The organism is Streptosporangium sp. NPDC050284, assembly GCF_044459525.1.
Taxonomy (GTDB): Bacteria; Actinomycetota; Actinomycetes; order Streptosporangiales; family Streptosporangiaceae; genus Streptosporangium.
This window is the reverse complement of sequence record NZ_JBITIZ010000014.1, coordinates 1-20129: the sequence shown is the minus strand read 5'-3', so window position 1 is coordinate 20129 and position 20129 is coordinate 1. Positions and strand designations below refer to the sequence as shown.

General features: G+C 70.8%; 13 protein-coding genes. 6 read left to right on the top strand and 7 right to left on the bottom strand.

Annotated features, from left to right (window positions below):
* Window positions 1–46 precede the first annotated feature (46 nt).
* Both araB and ACIBH4_RS28790 read right to left on the bottom strand, forming a co-directional pair.
* The gene (gene araB, locus ACIBH4_RS28795) at window positions 47–1750 is read right to left on the bottom strand and encodes a ribulokinase (RefSeq protein ID WP_362501816.1); all 1704 of its coding nucleotides are present in this window, start codon (window positions 1748–1750) and stop codon (window positions 47–49) included.
* A gap of 170 nt (window positions 1751–1920) precedes the next feature.
* Complete coding sequence (locus tag ACIBH4_RS28790) at window positions 1921–2910, bottom strand: LacI family DNA-binding transcriptional regulator (protein WP_362502238.1); 990 nt, start codon at window positions 2908–2910, stop codon at window positions 1921–1923.
* A gap of 640 nt (window positions 2911–3550) precedes the next feature.
* Between ACIBH4_RS28790 and chvE the strand changes: the two genes are divergently transcribed.
* The 4 genes from chvE to ACIBH4_RS28770 all read left to right on the top strand — a co-directional run bounded on the left by chvE (window position 3551) and on the right by ACIBH4_RS28770 (window position 8839).
* Window positions 3551–4693 carry a multiple monosaccharide ABC transporter substrate-binding protein gene (gene chvE / locus ACIBH4_RS28785; protein ID WP_362501814.1) on the top strand — a complete coding sequence of 381 codons (1143 nt, stop codon included), beginning with the start codon at window positions 3551–3553 and terminating at the stop codon, window positions 4691–4693.
* A 100-nt stretch (window positions 4694–4793) separates the two neighbouring features.
* Complete coding sequence (gene mmsA / locus ACIBH4_RS28780; RefSeq protein WP_350944271.1) at window positions 4794–6323, top strand: multiple monosaccharide ABC transporter ATP-binding protein; 1530 nt, start codon at window positions 4794–4796, stop codon at window positions 6321–6323.
* An 8-nt stretch (window positions 6324–6331) separates the two neighbouring features.
* A complete protein-coding gene (gene mmsB / locus ACIBH4_RS28775; protein WP_362501812.1) occupies window positions 6332–7615 on the top strand; it encodes a multiple monosaccharide ABC transporter permease in 1284 nt (427 codons plus the stop codon).
* Between the two features lie 186 nt (window positions 7616–7801).
* On the top strand, window positions 7802–8839 hold the full coding sequence (locus ACIBH4_RS28770) for a TerC family protein (protein ID WP_362501810.1): 1038 nt from the start codon (window positions 7802–7804) through the stop codon (window positions 8837–8839).
* Between the two features lie 56 nt (window positions 8840–8895).
* Here the strand turns inward: ACIBH4_RS28770 and ACIBH4_RS28765 are convergent, their stop codons facing one another.
* The 4 genes from ACIBH4_RS28765 to ACIBH4_RS28750 form a co-directional block, all read right to left on the bottom strand.
* A complete protein-coding gene (locus ACIBH4_RS28765) occupies window positions 8896–9624 on the bottom strand; it encodes a maleylpyruvate isomerase family mycothiol-dependent enzyme (RefSeq protein ID WP_362501808.1) in 729 nt (242 codons plus the stop codon).
* A 231-nt stretch (window positions 9625–9855) separates the two neighbouring features.
* Window positions 9856–11478: a serine/threonine-protein kinase gene (locus ACIBH4_RS28760; RefSeq protein WP_362501806.1), complete on the bottom strand. Its 1623-nt coding sequence runs from the start codon at window positions 11476–11478 to the stop codon at window positions 9856–9858.
* 277 nt (window positions 11479–11755) lie between these two features.
* Complete coding sequence (locus ACIBH4_RS28755) at window positions 11756–12313, bottom strand: dihydrofolate reductase family protein (protein WP_362501804.1); 558 nt, start codon at window positions 12311–12313, stop codon at window positions 11756–11758.
* A 118-nt stretch (window positions 12314–12431) separates the two neighbouring features.
* Window positions 12432–13019, bottom strand: coding sequence for an NAD(P)H-dependent oxidoreductase (locus ACIBH4_RS28750; protein ID WP_362501802.1), 588 nt, complete (start codon window positions 13017–13019; stop codon window positions 12432–12434).
* Between the two features lie 162 nt (window positions 13020–13181).
* On the opposite strand from ACIBH4_RS28750, the gene ACIBH4_RS28745 reads away from it, so the two are divergent.
* Together ACIBH4_RS28745 and ACIBH4_RS28740 are read left to right on the top strand one after the other, a co-directional pair.
* Window positions 13182–16730, top strand: coding sequence for a BTAD domain-containing putative transcriptional regulator (locus ACIBH4_RS28745; RefSeq protein ID WP_362770058.1), 3549 nt, complete (start codon window positions 13182–13184; stop codon window positions 16728–16730).
* 53 nt (window positions 16731–16783) lie between these two features.
* A complete protein-coding gene (locus ACIBH4_RS28740) occupies window positions 16784–19153 on the top strand; it encodes an SDR family NAD(P)-dependent oxidoreductase (protein ID WP_362770060.1) in 2370 nt (789 codons plus the stop codon).
* A gap of 37 nt (window positions 19154–19190) precedes the next feature.
* On the opposite strand, the gene ACIBH4_RS28735 is transcribed toward ACIBH4_RS28740, so the two are convergent.
* Window positions 19191–19700 carry a GNAT family N-acetyltransferase gene (locus ACIBH4_RS28735; RefSeq protein WP_362501796.1) on the bottom strand — a complete coding sequence of 170 codons (510 nt, stop codon included), beginning with the start codon at window positions 19698–19700 and terminating at the stop codon, window positions 19191–19193.
* Between the last annotated feature and the right edge of the window lie 429 nt (window positions 19701–20129).

Here is a 20129-nt window from a genome sequence, read left to right as displayed (position 1 = left end):
GGGGGCGGGGACTGCGCTCGCCCGATCGGTTGTTCCTCGCGCCCGGTCACGCGTCCTCCTCGTTCGTCGACGTGTTCTTCTCGTTCTCGCCGGCCGGTGTGCTCGCCTCGTAGCGCAGGGCCCGCAGGCCGTGCAGCATCTTCCCGTCGGCGAAGTGGTCGTGCAGGCGGCGGTACTCGGCGTACAGACGGTCGTAGGCGTCCGCGCGACCGGCGTCGGGGATGTAGGCGGCCTCGGCGCGGCTGCCCATCACGGCCGAGGCGGAGGTGATGTCGGGGTAGGCCCCGGCGGCGACCGCCGCGTGGATGGCGGACCCCAGGGCGCACCCCTGCTCGGAGCCGATCAGCGAGATCGGGCGGCGCAGCACGTCGGCGTAGACCTGCATCAGGAAGCGGTTCTTGATCAGGCCCCCCGCGGCGACGAACTCGGTCACGGGCACCCCGGAGCTCTCGAAGGTCTCCACGATCGTGCGGGCGCCGAACGCGGTGGCCTCGATCAGCGCCCGGTAGGTGTCCTCGGGTTTCGTGGCGAGCGTCTGGCCCACCACCACCGCGGAGAGGTTGTGGTCGACCAGCACCGAGCGGTTGCCGTTGTGCCAGTCGAGCGCCACCAGGCCGTGCTGTCCCACCCGCTGCGCCGCGGCCAGCTCGGTGAGGAGGTCGTGCACGCTGAGGCCGCGCTGTTCCGCCTCGCGCTCGTAGAAGCCGGGCACCGAGGTCTCGACGAACCAGCCGAAGATGTCGCCGACACCCGACTGACCCGCCTCGTACCCCCACAGGCCGGGCACGATGCCGTCGCGGACCACCCCGCACATGCCCGGCACCTCGGCCAGCGCGTCGGAGGACATGACGTGGCAGGTGGAGGTGCCCATGATGGCCACCATCTGGCCGGGCCGCACGGCGTCGGCGGCGGCGGCCGTGACGTGCGCGTCGACGTTGCCGATCGAGATCGCGATGCCCTCGGGCAGCTTCGTCCACCCGGCGGCGCGGGCGTCCAGCCGTCCGGCGAGGCCCCCCAGAGGGGCCGGGTTCTGGCCGAGCTTGGCGGTGAAACCGGTGAAGGCGGGGTTGAGCTCGGCGAGGAACTCCTCGGACGGGTAGGCCCCGTCCTGGTAGACGGCCTTGTATCCGGCGGTGCACACGTTGCGCGTCTCCACGCCGGTGAGCTGCCAGACGATCCAGTCGGCGGCCTCGATCCAGCGCTCCGTCCGGTCGTAGATCTCCGGGTCCTCCTCCAGCACCTGCAGACCCTTGGCGAACGCCCACTCCGAGGAGATCTTCCCGCCGTAGCGGGGCAGCCACGCCTCTCCCCTGCGGGCGGCGACGGCGTTGATCCGGTCCGCGTGCGACTGCGCCGAGTGGTGCTTCCACAGCTTCGGCCACGCGTGGGGGCGGGAGGCGAACCCGTCGATCTCGCACAGCGGGGTGCCGTCGGCGGTGGCGGGAAGTATGGTGCAGGCCGTGAAGTCGGTCCCGAGGCCGATGACCTGCGACGGGGAGATCCCGGCCGCCGCCACCGCCTTGGGCACCGCCTGGCGGAGCACCTCCCGCCAGTCCTCCGGCGACTGCAGCGCCCAGTCGGGGCCCAGGCGCACGGTGGTGTCCGGCAGCCGCTCCTCGATCACCCGATGGGCGTACTCGTGCACGGCGGTGCCCATCTCGGCGCCGTCGCCCACCCGTACCACCACGGCGCGGCCCGACAGTGTGCCGAAGTCGACACCGACCACGTAACGGTCGTTGTTAGCGTTCACATTCTCTCCAGGACATCAGGACGGCGGGACCTCGCTCGGGGGGGTTCTCAGGTACGGGGGACCGCGCCGGATCCACGGGGCTCAGGCGTGGCGGGGCGGGTCCGGGCGTCGCGGATCCGGGCGCGGAACCACGCCCGGGTGCGGCCACCGGTGCGAAACGATACGCGGTCCTAGGCGCGGAACGGCGCGGTACTGGTCCTCGCCACGAACCGTGGCGGGACGACATGTCGCTCTTGGGACCATTCCGCTCCCGCCTCCATCTGCCTGAGCAGGACCTCGATGCTGTATTTACCGACCGCCCCGAAGTCCTGCCTGATCGTGGTGAGCGGCGGAGTGAAGAACTCCGACTCGGGGATGTCGTCGAACCCCACGACGCTGATCTGCTCGGGGACCCGCACGCCCAGCTCGGCGAAGGCCCGCAACATCCCGAGCGCCATCTGGTCGTTGGCGACGAACACGGCGGTGACACCGGGTGTCGCCGCCAGGCGCAGCCCGGCCTCGTAGCCTGAGCGCGGGCTCCAGTCGCCGGACAACAACTCGGGGGCCGTGCGGCCCGCGGCGCTCAGCACCTCGCGCCAGCCCTCGATCCGCCCGTCGGCCTCCAGCCAGTCCGAAGGGCCGGCGATGTGCCACACGGTCTCGTGGCCGAGGTCGAGCAGGTGCCGGGTGGCCAGGCGGGCGCCCTCGATCTGGTCGACGCTCACCACCGAAACGTCTCCCGTGTGGCTGCCCTCGACGGCCACGACGGGGATGTCGGTGGGCGCGCCGGCGAGCGCGGGAGCCGCCGAGCGCTGGGGCGCGACCACCACGATGCCGTCGACGGCCTGCTCGGCCAGATAGCCGAGCGCGTCGCGCACACCCGCGGTGTCGATGGTCTTGAGGCTGACCATGCTGACGAAGTAACCTGCCGCCCTCGCCGCCTGCTCGATGCCGTAGACCGTGCTCGCGGGCCCGTAGAGGGTCGTGTCGAAACTGACCACGCCCAGGGTGCGCGTGTGCCTGGTGACCAGGGCTCGGGCGACCATGTTGCGCCGGTAACCGAGCTCACGGATCGCCGCCAGGACCCGCTCGCGGGTCTCGGCGCGGACGTTGGGGTGGTCGTTGAGCACGCGCGACACCGTCTGGTGCGACACACCGGCCCTCGTGGCGACGTCCGCCATCACGGGCGGACGGCGTTCGAGGCTCGGACTCACTTGGTCGGCTCCTTCATGGTGGCTTGGGACAGACTGTGAGCGCTAACAACACCTCGCGTCAAGCACCCCTGAGATTACATTCTGATTACTCGGAGATCATCCGTTAACACCTACTTGACGTTGCCGTCATGACGCCCTTAACTGGCGCATACCTTGTTGTTAACGCTCACATCTCCTGCGAGAAGGACTCCATGACGCGAGGACTCCTGACCGCCCGGGGGTTGACAGTCGGCCGACCCGGGCATTTGATTGCTCGTCACACAGCCGAAGGGACCGTCCGGTGGCCTCACGCCGCTGATGTGAGCGCTCACAACAGCGCTTACGACGGCACTTACGACGATGCTCATGACGGTGTCCGCGGCGACGCTCACGGACACGTTCACCGACGCCGGAGCGGGCCGGGTCCCGACCGGCTCCGGTGTCGCCGTGGACCCGATTCGGACAGAACACGCCCCGGCGGCACGCCGGAATCCGGGGCGTGCCGCCACGGCGCCCGCTACTCCCGGGACGCACCGCTCCTTGCTGTGCCCCATTGGCCAAATCGGCCCCCCCGTGTCCCCGGCTCACCCCGGACCGGAGGCACGGAACCCCACCCTGGAGGTATTCGATGAAGTTCGGGAAGCTGGCCACCGCCGCGGTGAGCCTGGCTCTCGCCATGGGAGTGACGGCCTGTGGCTCCAGCGTCAAGACCGTCGACGAGGACGCGGGCGCGTCGGGAGCGGCCTCCGCGGCGCCCGCCGAGACCCTCGTCGGCGTCACCATGCCCACCAAGTCCTCCGAGCGCTGGATCCACGACGGCGACAACGTCAAGAGCGCCCTGGAGAAGCTGGGCTACAAGGTCGACCTGCAGTACGCGGAGAATGACATCCCCACGCAGGTCAACCAGATCGAGAACCAGATCACCAAGGGCGCCAAGCTGCTGATCATCGCCTCGATCGACGGCACCGCCATCACCACGCAGCTCCAGCAGGCCGCCGACAAGAAGATCCCGGTCATCGCCTACGACCGGCTCATCCGCAACTCGCCGAACGTCGACTACTACGCCACCTTCGACAACTACAAGGTGGGCGTGCAGCAGGCGACCTCGCTGCTGGTCGGCCTGAAGCTGCAGAAGGAGGACGGCTCCGAGGGCGACGCCAAGGGCCCGTTCAACATCGAGATCTTCGCCGGCTCCCCCGACGACAACAACGCCACCTTCTTCTACAACGGCGCGATGGACACCCTGAAGCCGTACATCGACAAGGGCACCCTCGTCGTCAAGAGCAAGGAGACCGACTTCAAGACCGTCGCGATCCTGCGCTGGGACCCGGCCACCGCGCAGAAGCGCATGGAGGACCTGATCACCAAGGCCTACTCCGGCGACACCAAGGTCCAGGGCGTGCTCTCCCCGTACGACGGCCTGTCCATCGGCATCCTGTCGGCGCTGAAGAGCAGCGGCTACGGCACCTCCGGCCAGCCCTACCCGATCGTGACCGGCCAGGACGCCGAGGTCGCCTCGGTGAAGTCGATCATCGGGGACGAGCAGTACGCGACGATCTACAAGGACACCCGTAAGCTGGCCGCCGTGACCGTCGAGATGGCCGACGCCGTGCTCAAGGGCGGCAAGCCCGAGGTCAACAACACCGAGGACTACGACAACGGCAACAAGGTCGTCCCGTCGAACCTGCTCGAGCCGGTGATCGTCTACAAGGACAACTACAAGCAGGTCCTCGTCGACTCCGGCTACTACACCGAGGACAAGCTCAAGTAAGCGGTGCCGGTGTCATAACGGATGGCACCCGGCCGGCGGCGCTCCACCCGCCGCCGGCCGGGTGCACGCGGAGCGGGAAGGCAGTACGGAGGCGGACGGCATGACCGACGACATACTTCGGATGCGGGGGATCACCAAGACGTTCCCGGGCGTCAAAGCCCTGCAGGACGTCAACCTGGTGGTACGCAGAGGCGAGATACACGCGATCTGCGGAGAGAACGGCGCCGGCAAGTCGACGCTGATGAAGGTCCTGTCCGGCGTGTACCCGCACGGCTCGTACGAGGGCGAGATCCTCTTCGACGGCGAGCCGTGCCGCTTCTCCGACATCAGGGACAGCGAGAAGCGCGGCATCGTGATCATTCACCAGGAGCTCGCGCTCAGCCCCTACCTCTCGATCGCCGAGAACATCTTCCTCGGCAACGAGCGGACCACCCGCGGCCTGATCGACTGGAACCGGACGAACGCCGAGGCCGCCGAGCTGCTGGAGCGGGTCGGGCTGCGGGAGAACCCGGTGACGCTCTCGATGGACATCGGGGTCGGCAAGCAGCAGCTGGTGGAGATCGCCAAGGCGCTGTCCAAGCGGGTCAGGCTGCTCATCCTCGACGAGCCGACCGCCTCGCTCAACGACGAGGACTCCGCGCACCTGCTCGACCTGCTGCGCGGACTACGCGACGAGGGCATCACCTCGGTGATCATCTCGCACAAGCTGAACGAGATCCAGGCGATCGCCGACTCGACCACGATCCTGCGCGACGGCCGGACGATCGAGACCCTGGACATGAAGAACGACCGGGTCACCGAGGACCGCATCATCTCGGGCATGGTCGGCCGCGACCTGGAGCACCGCTTCCCGCCGCACGAGCCGAAGATCGGCGAGGAGGCGCTGCGGATCGAGGACTGGACGGTTCACAGCCCCAGCCAGCACGGCCGCGTCGTCGTCTCCGGCGCGAGCCTCACGCTGCGCCGCGGCGAGATCGTCGGCCTCGCCGGGCTGATGGGCGCCGGGCGCACCGAGCTCGCGATGAGCGTGTTCGGCCGCAGCTACGGGGTCGACATCTCCGGCCGCGTCTACAAGAACGGGCGGGAGATCCAGCTCCGCACGGTCGGCGAGGCGATCGGCCACGGGCTGGCGTACGCCACCGAGGACCGCAAGCGGTACGGGCTCAACCTGATCGAGGACATCAAGCGGAACGTCTCGGCCGCGGCGCTGGGGAAGCTGGCGAAGCGCGGCTGGGTCGACGACAACAAGGAGTACCAGGTCGCCGACGGCTTCCGGGAGAGCATGAACATCAAGGCTCCCAGCGTGCTGTCGGTCACCGGCAAGCTCAGCGGCGGCAACCAGCAGAAAGTGGTGCTGTCGAAATGGATCTTCACCGACGCTGACGTGCTCATCCTCGACGAGCCCACCCGGGGCATCGACGTGGGTGCCAAGTACGAGATCTACTCGATCATCAACCAGCTCGCCGACCAGGGCAAGGCCATCCTGGTCATCTCCTCGGAGCTTCCCGAGCTGCTCGGCGTCTGCGACCGCATCTACGCCATGTCGGCCGGTCGCATCACCGGTGAGGTCTCGCGGGCGGAGGCCACCCCTGAGCGGCTCATGCAGTTCATGACCAAGGAAAAGGATTAGGGAGCACGATGAGCAGCGGCCAGGTCCCGGCGCACGGAGTCGCCGAACCCGTAGGAAACACCGGAGCACCACCACCGGGCGGCGACCTGTTGTCGGTGCCCGCGAAGGCACCCGGCAGCCGTTTCTCGATGAACCTGCGGCAGAGCGGCATCTACATCGCCTTCGCACTGATCATCCTGCTGTTCTCCATCCTGACCGACGGTGAGCTGCTCAGCCCGCAGAACATCTCGAACATCATGGTGCAGAACTCCTACGTCCTGATCCTCGCGATCGGCATGATCCTGATCATCATCGCCGGGCACATCGATCTGTCCGTGGGTTCCGTGGTGGGGCTCACCGGCGCCATCGCGGCCGTGCTGATGGTCGACATGGACGTGGCGTGGCCGCTCGCGATCCTCATCACGCTGATCGCCGGCGCGCTGATCGGGGCCTGGCAGGGGTACTGGATCGCCTACTTCGGCATCCCGGCGTTCATCGTCACCCTCGCCGGAATGCTGATCTTCAGGGCGCTCACCCTCACCGTGCTCGGCAACCAGGGCATCGGCCCCTTCCCCGACGAGGTACGGACCCTCGCCAACGGCTTCGTGCCCGGCTTCTTCGGCAACATCGGCCTCGGCCCGCTCGGCGGCGCCGACCTGCTCACGCTGCTCGTCGGCCTGGCCGCGGTGGCCGGGATCGCCGGCACGCAGTGGCGTGCCCGCCAGGCGCGGCTGGGCTACCGGCAGAAGGTCGACGCGCTGCCCCTGTTCTTCCTGAAGATCGGCGCCGCCTCCGCGGTGGTGATGGTCGTGATCGTGCAGCTGGCCAGGTTCAAGAACCTGCCCTGGGTGCTGGTGCTCCTCGCGCTCCTCGTCCTGGGCTACACACTCCTGACCAACCGCGCCGTCTTCGGCCGCCACATCTACGCCATCGGCGGCAACCTGAACGCGGCGAGCCTGTCGGGCATCAAGGTCAAGTCCGTCACGTTCTGGATCTTCGTCAACATGGGGGTGCTCGCCGCGGTCGCCGGCATCATCTTCGCCGGCCGCCTGAACCAGGCGGGCCCGACGGCGGGCAACGGCTTCGAGCTGGACGCCATCGCCGCCGCGTTCATCGGCGGGGCCGCCGTCCAGGGCGGCGTGGGCAAGGTCGTCGGCGCACTCACCGGCGGTCTCATCATGGCCGTGATCAACAACGGCATGTCCCTCATCGGCGCGCCCAGCGAGCAGGTGATGCTCTTCAAGGGCCTGGTCCTGCTCGCCGCGGTCGCCCTCGACGTGTGGACCAAGCGCCGCTCGGGCGCGGGCCACTGACCCGGCCAGGCCCTCGCGCCCGGCCACCGTCCCCTCCCCTGTCCCCCGCCCTCCGCCCATCCTCCCCTCCACCCTCGGCCCGCCGACACCCCGGCGGGCCGAGGGCGTATCGGCCGATGATCACCGGGTGTGGAGGTCCCCGCCCTGGGTAAGGCGAATGATCTCGACCGGTAAGAGGGGACAGCGATGGCCATCGACTCGTTGGGCATGTGGATCGCGGTCATCGCAGTGGTGGTGGCGCTGCTCACCCTCGACTTCGTGGTGGCGGCACGCCGGCCGCACGTCGTGGGCATGCGCGAGGCCGCCGCCTGGACGGTCTTCTACATCGGCGTCGCCATCGCCTTCGGCCTGGTCCTGCTGTGGCTGGCCGGGGCGGGACTCGCGACGGAGTACTTCGCCGGATGGATCGTCGAGAAAAGCCTCTCCGTCGACAACCTCTTCGTCTTCGTCATCATCATGGCGCGGTTCTCGGTGCCCGAGGAGCACCAGCAGAAGGTGCTGCTCTTCGGCATCGCCACCGCGCTGGTGCTGCGGGCCATCCTCATCGCGGTCGGCGCGGCGGCCATCTCCCTCTTCTCCTTCACGTTCCTCATCTTCGGCCTGCTCCTGATCTGGACGGCGATCCAGCTCGTACGGCACCGCAACCAGGACCCCGACGTCGAGAACAACCCGCTGATCCGCCACGCGGGCAAGGTGCTGCCGGTCAGCGACGACATGCACGGCGGCAGGCTCGTCGCCCGCGAGAACGGCAGGCGGGTGGTCACTCCGCTGTTCCTGGTCTTCCTCGCCATCGGAAGCACCGACCTGCTGTTCGCCCTCGACTCCATTCCCGCCGTCTTCGGCGTCACCAGGCACCCGCTCATCGTTTTCGCCGCCAACGCCTTCGCGCTGCTGGGGCTGCGTGCCCTGTACTTCCTGATCGAAGGGCTGCTGGAGCGCCTCGTCTACCTGTCGATCGGCCTCGCGGTCATCCTCGGCTTCATCGGCCTCAAGCTCATCCTGTCGTTCCTGCACGAGGACATCTCGAAGTCCTTCCCCGAGGTCCCGACCCCGGTCTCCCTCGGAGTGATCTTCCTGGTGCTGCTCGTCACCGTCGTCGCCAGCCTGCGGAGGGTGCGCGCGCACCCGGAGGAGCGCGCCCACGCGGGCACCCTGCACCGGATGCGCCGCAGGGACAGAACCGACGAGAGCAGCAAGGACAGCAAAGGCAGGGACAACGACTGAGGTCCCGGCAGCGGATCGCCGGCTGGGCGACGCACCGAAGAGCGCAGCGGAAAAGCTCAGGCCAGACAGCGCAGGGCGGCCCTGAGCCTGCGGTCGAGAGGATGGTCGACGGGGTGGTCGTCCGGCAGGCGGCCGACGGTCGCCGCCACGAACGTCACAGGCGCCAGTTGCGCGCTCATGTCGTAGGCGTGCACCCAGATCCCGTCGGCGGTCAGCTCGACCTGGACCTTCGCCCCCTGCTCCGCGAGCGCGAACGCGCCCACCCTCACCCGCCACCAGACCCGCTCGTCCTCCTCGCCCTCCGCCACGGGCGCGCCGACGTCGTCGGCATGGGTGGCGTACTCCGAGTCGTAGTGGAAGGTCTGCGACCCCACCGGGTACGGTCCCGCGAGGGTCGGCAGCAGGGCGTCGCGGCCGAGCTCGCGCATCCGCTCGCGCGTCTCCCCGTTCTCGCGCCGCCACTCCTGGAGCACCTCCTCGACCGGAACGTCACGGCGGCGCTCCACGCACCAGGCGTTGAAGGCGTTGAAACCACCTTCAACGCCCTCGCTCCCGAGCATCGCGACAAACCCGTCGACGTCGTCGTCCAGGCAGGCGTGGTTGTACAGCTCCTCCCCCGCCAGGTGCCCGAGCACGTCGCGCACCGACCAGCCCGGCAGCCGTGAGGGACGCCGCCAGTCCTCCGCGTCGAGCCCGGAGAAGAAGCGGTCGAGGCGGAGGGCCTCGGTGTCGAATATGTCGAACGGGTTGAGATCCGCCAGCGGATCCTTCGATTCAGCGGTCATACCTCAGCAGTACCCGGGAACGACGGACATCCCCGTCCCGCGCTCCGGCGCCTGCGGGTATTCAAGATCACGAGGTTTCGCCCGCACTGGTCTTTCCCGTCGGCGAGCCGTCGTCATGGCACCCGGCCGGACAGTGGAGCACCGGTCCGGCAGCCGGTGGAGCCGGAACACCCGACCGTCCCACCCGGACACGAGGAGGAGCGGCCGAGGCGATCTCGACCACGTACCGGCCTAGTCCTCGTTCTCGTGGTCGTCATCGTTCTCGTCGTCGTTGTCGCCGCCGCGATGACGTGGCCCTGGCTCCCGGCCCTCCGTCCGGAAGGCGAACCCGGATTTGCGCAGGAAGTCGAAGAGCGGTCCGTCGGAGGCGAGCCTGCCCTTCCGCCTCGCCTCGGACAGGTCCCGGCCGAACTTGCGCAGTTCGTCACGCGCCTTACGCTCATCGCCCTTCCACAGGGCCTCGCCCGCTTTGGTGACCCTCTTGCGGATCTCGCGGGCCGTCCTGGGGTCGATCTTCCCCTGGAGCTCCTGTTCGGTGATCGCCCGGTGGAGGACGGGCAGCAGTGTCTGCCATCCGGTCCCCGCGGGCGGCGACAGGACCGGATCCGGGGACGGCGCCGCCGCGCTCCGCGAGACGGACGGCGACGGTGACGGTGTGGGGGTGGGTGACGGCGACGCGGGCTGCGTGGGCCGCTCAGGAGAGGGCGTCTCGGACGGCACCCCGGCCGTGCTGACCTGCCCGGTCGGCTCCGACGGCGTCAGCGCCCAGACGGTCGCCGCCACCAGCACGGCCACCGCGCCCAGGGCGATCGCGACGGTCCGCCCGGGAGGCCGCCCCCGCGTGAGCGCGGAGAGGACATCGGGCACGGGCCCGGAGACCGGCCCCCGCGTGATCTTCGTCGGCGCCGGCGCCTGTGCCGGTATCGGTGCCCCGATGTCGTACGTGGCCGTCGGTGCCGCAGGGGCCGCGGGGACGCTGTCGCGGACGGGCGACGTGTGGCGGGCCGTCGCGGTGACCTGGCGGATCACCTCTCCCCCGGTCGGCCGCGCGGCGGGATCCTTCTCCAGCAGGGCCAGGACCAGCCCCTCAAGCTCCGGCGGGACATCGGGCCGGTACCGCCTGAGCGGATCCGGCCGGTCACGGACGTGCTGGGAGATCACCTCCGCGTCGGGGCCGACGAACGGGGGCCGTCCGCACAGCAGCTCGTAAAAGACGCAGCCGAGCGCGTACAGGTCGGAGGCCGTGTTCCCCGGCGTGCCGAGGATCTGCTCGGGAGACAGGTAGGCGGCCGTACCGATGACGCTTCCCGCCGAGGTCAGCCGCATCGCGGCCTCGCTCGCGACCCTGGCGGTGCCGAAGTCGACGACCTTGAGCACGCCCCCCGTGCCCAGGTGCAGGTTCGCGGGTTTGACGTCGCGGTGCACGACCCCGGCCCGGTGCGCGGCGTCCAGCCCGAGCGCGGCCTGCCTGACCAGGTCGCACGTCTCGGACACGCTCAGCGGTCCCCGCTCGGCCAGCTCGGCGGCGAGATCCCGGCCGGTCAGCGACTCCATCACCAGGTACGGCCGACCCTCGTGCTCGCCCATGTCGAGCACCGTCACCACGTTGGGGTGGACGACGCGCGCGGCGGTCCTCGCCTCCCCGGCGAACCTCTCACACACCGCGGCGTCGGCCACCTGCGGTGACAGGATCTTGATCGCCACCGCCCAGCCGGGGCGCAGGTCGTACCCGCGCCATACCTCGCCCGTACCGCCACGGCCGATCAGCTCGTCCAGCCGGTACCGACCGGCGAGCACGGCCCCTGCCCCCTCCTGAACGCCCACGATCCTCGCCATCGATTCCGAGCCCGACAATTGGCACACAACTATATGAGGGGACTTCTCCGACTTATGGATCTATGCCGTAAGTCCCTCGACGAACCGCGGCTTCTCGTCCCGTCGGATCACGCCGGGTCGTGGGCGATCCCGGCCTGCGGTGTCCTCTCCCGAGAAGGGTCTCCGCTGCTCGGCGGCCCGCGGCCGGCCGCCGGTGACCCGGGCGGCACCGGAAACGAACCGGAGAACGCGAGGAAACCCGGAAGTCCCGGAAGCGGCGGGCGCCTCCGGGACTCCAGGACTCCGGCCGTGTCGCTCAGCCGGCGTTCGCCGCGTTCACCGGGCGGTAGGCGAGGGCGACGAGACCGGTGTCGAACGTCGTGCTGTCGACGAGTTCCAGGGTCGCCGTGACGTTCTCCCCCCGGAACAGCCGCTGTCCCTGACCGAGGATGACCGGGGAGACCAGGAGCCGGTACTCGTCGAGCAGGCCGTTCTCCATGAGCGTGTCGGTGAGCCGGCCACAGCCCCAGATCATGATGTTCCCGCCGGGCCGCCTCTTCAGTTCGGTCACCGTGGCGACGAGGTCGTCGCCGTGGACGATGGTCGAGTTCTCCCACTCGGCCTTCTCCAGGGTCGAGGAGACCACGTACTTCTCGGTGCCGTTCACGTGGTCGGCGTAGGGGTTGCTCATACCGGGCCAGGCCTGGGCCATGCCCACGTAGGTGACCCGCCCCAGCAGCAGGGTGTCGCAGCCGAGGGTGAGGTTCAGGGCGTACGCCATCGACTCCTCGTTCGAGTACGGCATGGACCACAGGTGGGGGTTGTCGATGTAGCCGTCGACCGTGGTGTGGGTCATGGCAATGATCTTCCGCATGATTTTCTCCGTGTCGTTCTCATTGAATGAAGCCCGTTAGGGCTGGATGAGGCCTGCTGAGACTGAACGAGTCCGGATAAGTCCGGATAAAAATGGATGGGGTGGTGTGTGAAGACGGTCAGGGGACGTACGGGCTCCTGGCGCGGGCGTCGCGCAGGGCGCGGGCCCACCAGGTCAGCCGGTCGAGCGTGCTCTTCGCCGCGCTGTTGCACTCCGTGCCGGCCCTCGGCCAGGTGCCGTCGGTCGCGAAGAGGTCCCAGTAGCGGGGAAGGATGACGGCGTCGCGGATGGCGACGGCGTGCAGTTCGGTGAAGACCTGGCGGAGCTGGTCGACCGCGTGCAGGCCACCGGAGTCCCTGCCGTAGGCGACGAAGGCGACGGGCTTGGCCTGCCACTCCTCGTAGTACCAGTCGATCGCGGTCTTCAGCGGAGCGGGGAAGCTCCGGTTGTACTCGGGGGTGACCACGACGAAGGCGTCGGCGGCGGCGAGCCTCGGCGCCAGGGCGGCCACCTCCGCGGGTGCGGGCTCCTCCTGGTCGGTGAGGGTCTGCGGCAGGCCGGTCTCGGCCAGGTCGATCAGGTCGACGTCCAGGTCTCCGCGCCTGCGGGCCCGGGAGGTGAACCAGTCCGCCACGGTGGGCCCGAACCGGCCGTCGCGGGTGCTCCCGACGATGACCGCCAGTCGCAGCCTGCCCTCCTCCGGCATCTCCGTACCTCCCTCGTGTCCCGCTCCGTTCGATGTGCCCTCAGCATGGCCGAACCCCTTTACGGAAAAGCTCCCGTCGCTTTACGGCCGATCCGGGGTGCACGGAAATCCGCCGTAAGACGAGTCGTAACGCGGTGAGTGCCCGGGGTTATCGTGGCCTTCATGCGTTTCGGGGTGCTTGGGCCGCTCGCCGTGTGGACGACCGCCGGTGAGCCGGTGGCGATACCCGGGCTGAAGGTCCGGACCCTGCTCGCCGACCTCCTCGCGCACGAGGGACGCCCGGTGCCCGCCGACCGGCTGGTCGACGACCTGTGGGGCGACGATCCGCCGGGCAATCCGACCGGCGCCCTCTCGGCCAAGGTCTCGCAGCTGCGCAGGGTGCTGGAGGACGCGGAACCCGGCTGCCGGGACCTGGTCACCCGTCATCCCGCGGGCTACGTGCTGAGAGCCGACACCGACGTGGCCGACTTCCTGCGCCTGCTCGACGAGGCGGCCCTCGCGGGGGATCCGCGGGTCAGGGCGGCGCTGCTGGCCGACGCGCTGGCGTCGTGGCGCGGCCCCGCGTTCGCCGACTTCGGCGACGAGCCGTTCGCGCGCCCCGCGATCACGAGACTGCTGGAACGGTGGCTGACCGCGCAGGAGGAGCACGCGGAGACACGGCTGGAGCTGGGCGAGCACGTCCGGCTCGCGGGGGAGCTCGGCGGCCTGCTCGCCGCCCACCCTTTCAGGGAGCGGCTGCGCGCCGCGCACATGCGTGCCCTGTACCGCTCCGGGCGGCAGAGCGAGGCGCTGGACAGCTACGAGGAGCTGCGCCTCCTGCTCGCCGACGAGCTGGGCCTGGATCCGGGCGCCGACCTGGTCACCCTGCACCGGGCCGTCCTCACCCAGGACCCGGCGCTGGCCGCGTCCGGCTCTCCCCCCGACAGGCCGGACACCAATCTCCCCGCGCCGCTCACCGACCTGATCGGCAGGGAGGAGGCCGTCGCCGAGATCCGCGCCCTGCTGGAGACGGAACGGCTGGTGACGCTCACCGGTCCCGGCGGCGTGGGCAAGACCCGCCTCGCGGTCGAGACCGCCAGACATCTGACCGACCTGGGTCCTTCCGGCACCACGCCCTCCGCCTCCGCTTCCCACCCCGCTCCCGGAACCACCGCCCCCTCCAGCACCGCCCCCTCCGGCACCGCCCCCTCCGGCACCGCCCCCTCCGGCACCGTCGCTCCCGGCCTCGTACGTGACGGGGTGTGGCTGGTCGAACTCGCCGCGCTCGACCGTCCCGGTGACGAGGACGCGGTCCACCGGCTGGCTGAGACGATCATGACGGTGCTGGACGTCCAGGACTCCGCGGGTGGCGCGGGACCGGTGACCGCCGCCGACCGGCTCACCGAGGCGCTGCGCCCCCGGAGGCTGCTGCTGGTGCTGGACAACTGCGAGCACGTCGTCGAGCCGGTCGCAGAGCTGGCCGGATCGCTGCTGCGCGCCGCCCCCGGGCTGCGAATCCTGGCGACCAGCCAGGAGTCGCTCGCCCTGCCCGGCGAGGTGGTCTGGAGCGTCCCACCGCTGGAGGTGCCCGGCCGGGCCTTCGACGACATCCCCGAGCTGGAGCGGACGGGGTCCGTGCGGCTGTTCGTGGCACGCGCGTCCGCCGCGGCCAAGGGGTTCGTCCTCGACGCGGACACCGCTCCGGCGGTCGCGGCGCTGTGCCGCAGGCTGGACGGTATCCCGCTCGCGCTTGAGCTGGCCGCGACGAGGGTCCCCGCCCTCGGGGTGCACGGTCTCGTCGCCCGCCTCGACGACCGGTTCAGGCTGCTGGCCACCGGACACCGGGGCGTCCCACCCCGCCAGCAGACCCTGACTGCGATGATCGACTGGAGCTGGGAGCTGCTGACCGGCGCCGAGCGCGCCGTCCTGCGCCGCCTCGCCGTCCACGCGGACGGCTGCGACATGGAGGCCGCCGAGGCCGTCTGCGCGGATGACGACGTCCCCGCCGCAGGTGTGCTCGACCTGGTGGCACGGCTGGTGAACCGGTCGCTGGTGGTCATGGTGGACGGTGCCGACGGGCCGAGATACCGGCTGCTGGAGTCGGTGGCGGCGTACTGCGTCGAGCGTCTGCAGCGGGCCGGGGAGTACGAGCGGGTGCGGCTGCGGCACCTGCGCCACTACACCGACCTGGCCGAACGGGCCGAGCCGCGTCTCTACGAGGCGGACCAGCGGCGCTGGCTGCGGCGTCTCGACTCCGAAGCCGCGAACCTCCGCGCCGCGCTGAACGCGGCCGTCAGGAACGGCGACGCGGAGGGTGCGCTGCGCCTCGTCTGCGCGATGGGCTGGTACTGGTTCCTGCGCGGCCGGCTGACCGAAGCCCACCGATCCCTGGCGGCGGCACTCGCCGCCCCCTGCGGATACCCCGCCGTCTCCCCCGTCGACGAACCCGGCGACGAACCTGTCAACGAACCTGGCGACGAATCCGGCACCGTCGGAAACCACGGGTCGAGCGGCGAATCCGGCGGCGTCGGACCCCTCGCACCGGACACCGTCGGCGGCTCCGAAGACGTCTCGTTCGCCTCCCTTCGGGCCAAGGCTCTCACCTGGAAGGCCGTGATCGGGCTCCTCCGAGGTGACGTCGCCGCCGCCGACCGGGAGGAGCTCCGCAGGGCCGCCCTGGAGGCGTACGAGAAGGCGGACGATCCCGGCGGGCGTGCCAGGGCGTGGTGGATCCTCGCCTACGCGGGGGTCGACCTCGGTGACCTGTCCGTCGCCGCGGACCTGCTGGACCGGGCGCTGCCCGCCTTCGAGGCGCTCGGTGACCGCTGGGGAACGGCCGCCGCCCTCGCCCTGCGGGCCAAACTCGCCCACGTACGCGGTGACCTGGACGGGCTCGGACGCGACGGCGAGCGCAGCGCGCGGATCTTCGACGAGCTCGGGGAGCGCTGGGGGCAACTGGAGTCCGGCGGCTGGCTCGGCGCGCTGGCCGAGATGACCGGCGACCTCGACCGGGCCGAACGGCTGCAGCGTGACGGCATGCGCCTCGCCGAGGAGCTCGGGCTGTGGACGGAGCTCGCCGGGCGGCTGGGCTGGCTGGGCTGGATCGCGCTGCAGCGCGGCGACTACGCGCGGGCGGCGGAGTGGAGCGAGAGGTCGCTGCGGCTCACCCTGGAGCAGGGTCACCGGGCCGGGCAGACCTTCGCCCGGATGGGGCTCGCCTTCGCCGCGCGCAGGGACGGCCGCCTCGACGTCGCCGAGACCCACCTGCGCGACGTGCTGGACCACACCCCTCCCGTCTCCGGGGAGCCGCCACCCTACCTTCCGATGATCATGACCGAGCTCGGCTTCGTCGCCGAGGGGCGCGGCGACGCGGCGGCGGCCCTCGACCTGCACCTGGTCGCCCTCGATCTGATGGCCAGGTTCGACGGGACCAGGGAGATGAAGGTCGCCGTGTACGGCCTGGCCGGGGCACTCTCCGTCGCCGGGCACCACGACCGGGCCGCCCGGCTCCTGGGCGCGGGCGCCGCGGCCCTCGCGTCGAGCCCCATGCCCCTCACCTCCGTGGAGAGCGTCGACGTCGACCGGATCACCGCGCGGATCCGTGACGCGCTGGGCGAGGAGCGCTTCGCCGCGGAACGCGAACGCGGCACCGCGCTCACCTCCGAGCAGATCAGGTCCCTCGCCGTCGTACCGGAAGGCGCCGCGTCCTCGCCGGCGGACGAGTCTCCGTGACCCGCAGCTCTCGGACAGTGAAATCAATTCCGCTGGAACATGGGAGACGAAGAATGAGCACAGGGGAAGCGACCGCCGACGACATGCCGGGCACGGAGACGACCGTCGGCGGCGAGGCCGGAGCGGCCCCTGGGACGGCGCCTGAGACGGCCCCTGGGACAGCCACCACCCGCGAAGGCACCCACGACGTGAGGGGGACCGCCGACCGCGAAGGCGTCACCGGCCGAGGAGCGACCGCCGCTGACGACGTACGCGGTCAAGGGGTGCCCCCCGGCCGCGACGGCGTGCTTGGCCGGGGGATGACGGCCGTCGTCGGCGGCGGTGCGGCGGGCATAGCGGCGGCGAAGGCCCTCATCGAGGCCGGTCTGCCCGTCCTCGGCATCGAACGCGCCACCTCCCTCGGCGGCCTGTGGCGACTGGAGGCCGACACCGCGTCCTACGAGGGCCTGCGCCTCAACACGAGCAAGCCGCGCACCGAGTTCTCCGACTTCCCGATGCCCGCCGAGTGGCCCGACTACCCGGCCCGCGCCCAGATGCTCGAATACCTGCGCTCGTACGCCGACCGTTTCGGGGTCGGCGAGCGCTTCCGGTTCGGCACGACGCTGGAATCGGCCCGGCGCACCGAGGGCGGCTGGGAGCTGGAGCTGACCGGTCCCGGCGGGCCGTACCGCGAGACGGTGGAGCACCTGGTGGTGGCGAACGGCCACAACCACGAGCCCCGGCTGCCCGAACCTCCCTACCCGGGGACGTTCACCGGCACCGAGTCGCACGCGCACGACTACGTCACCCCCACCGAGCTGGCGGGCAGGCGTGTGCTCGTCGTGGGCACCGGCAACTCCGCGATGGACATCGCCGCCGAACTGACCGACCACGCGTCCGCCGTGCTGCTGTCGGCGAGGCGAGGCGTCTGGGTGCTGCCCAAGCGGCTGCTGGGCCGCCCCTCCGACCAGCTCAACGGCGCCCTCGCGGCCCTCCTCCCCTGGCGGGTGCGGCAGGTGGTCTCCCAGGCGGTGCTCAGGGTCGCCGACAGGAAACCCGCGGGGCCGCGTCTGCCCGCTCCCCGCCGGGGCGTGCTCCAGGACCACCCCACGCTGAGCGACTCTGTTCCCCGCCTGGTCGCGGAGGGAAGGGTGCTCGCGCGCCAGGGCATCGCGCGCCTGGACGGCTCGCGGGTCCATTTCACCGACGGGCAGGTGGACGAGGTCGACCACATCATCTGGTGCACCGGCTACCGGGCCGTGACCCCGTTCCTCGACACCGTCGCCACCACTGACACCCAGACCGACACCGGCACGGCGCCCGACCCGGCGAGCACGCTGCTCTACCGCCATGTCTTCCCCATCGGCGACGACTCGATCAGCTACGTCGGGCTGATGCAGTCGACCGGTTCGGCGCTGCCCGTCGTCGAGGCACAGGGCCGCCTCCTCGCCGCCGTACGCGCCGGAACCCACCGGCTGCCCGACCCCGAGACCGCGCGCAGCATCGCCTCCGCCGAACTCGACGCCGCCCGCGACCGCTGGGGGCAGCGCAGGCCCCACATGCGGATCGACGTCGACCATTATCTCCGCGTCATGCGGCGCGAGCTGCGCGCCTCCCCCTCCCGCGCGCTCGCCGGACGCCGGATCCTGGTCACCGGCGCGGCCGGCACCTTCGGCAGGGCGATGAGCGCTCGGTTCACCGCCCAGGGCGCGCACGTGGTCGGCCTGGACATCGCCCGCCCCGACGACTCCGACATCCCGATCATCGCGTGCGACATCACCTCCTCCGAATCCGTCGACGCGGCGGTGGCCGAGGCGGCGGCCCTGCTCGGCGGCATCGACCTGCTGGTCAACAACGCCGGCCGGGGCGGGCCCGCACCGGCCGAGCTCGCCCCGGGCGACGAGGTCGAGGCGCAGCTGCGGCTGAACCTCCTCGGCGCCTGGCGGGTGACGGCGGCGGTCATGCCCCACCTGGTGCGTGCGCGCGGGCAGGTGGTCTTCATCGCCTCACGGATGGCGGTCCTGCCCCTGCCGCTCGCGGCGGCGTACGGCGTCTCCAAGCGAGCCCTCGCCGCCTACGCCGACGCGCTCCGGCTGGAGGTCGGCACGCACGTCGGCGTGACGACCGTCTACCCGAGCATGGTCCGCAGCCCGATCCACGACAGCACGAAACAGGCCGGGCTCTCCCTGGACGCGGTGTCCCGGCCGGAGCCCGTCGAGGGCGTGGTCGACGCGATCGTCCGCGCCGTCACCGCCCGCCGTGCCCCGCGCGACGTGGCGACCACCGTCCGGGGACGCCTGGAGATGATGGTCGGCAGGCACGCCCCCTCCCTCGCCGACCGTCTCGTCCGCCGCACCGTCGCGGCCCGCGTGGCGGCCGGTGACTTCGCGAACGCCCCCCTCGCGGCCGGGATGGTGAGCAGGCACCGCGGCCAGGACCTGTGAGGGCCTCGGATCGCCGCCGCCGCGCGGGTCGGCACGCCTAGAGTGTCAGCTCGTACTCGACCTCGTCGATCAGGTTCCCGTCGCCGAAGTCGTGTCTCCTTTCCGCGCCCGACTCGGCGAAACCGGTCTTGGCGTAGAAGCGGCGTGACTGCGGGGTGTCGCGCAGGGTCCACAGGTGGACGCGCGGAAACCCCTCGGCCCTCAGGCGCTCGACGGTGGCGGTCATCAGGGCGGCGGCGATGCCGCTGCCCCAGCCGTCCGGGTGGCCGTAGAAGCCGAAGATCTCGGCGGCGCCGGGGTGTTCCGGGGAGTTTCCGAAGTAGGAGAAGGCCAGGGGGCGGCCGTTCAGGGCGGCGAGCAGGATCGTGTCCTGCCCGCTCGCCACGACCGCACCCCATTTGGTACGGCGGCGGCCCACGGCCTCGGCGAAGAACTCCGGCCCGAAGAAGGACTCGTAGGCGACGGCCCAGGAGTCTGCGTGGATCTCGCCCAGCGCGTCGGCGTCGGCGGCGGTCGCCGGATGGATGGTCAGGGGGAGGTCGGTCATGACACCACCGGTGCTCCTTGTCGTCCGATCGCCCAGATCGTCAGGGCGGGTCCCAACAGCACTATGCCTGCGACGCTCACCGCCTGCCACTTCGACGGTTCACCCGTTGGCACCACCACGGACCACGAACCCGCGACGGCGCCGATGAGCGACACCACGAGGCCACGAACCTGTGACGGCGCCGCGCACGACCCGTCACGGAGCCACGAACCCCCACGAGACCACGGTCCCGCGACAGCGCCACGAACGACCCCGTCACAGGCCCGAGGTGGTGGAACCGGTCCGCAGCCGGTTGCCCGTACGACGCCAGCGGGCGAGTCCGCCCTCCAGTGGGCGTGCCCGGAATCCGTGGTCGCGCAGCAGCCGCACCGCCTCCGGGGAGACCACGCAGTAGGGGCCACCGCAGTAGGCCACGATCTCGACGTCCGC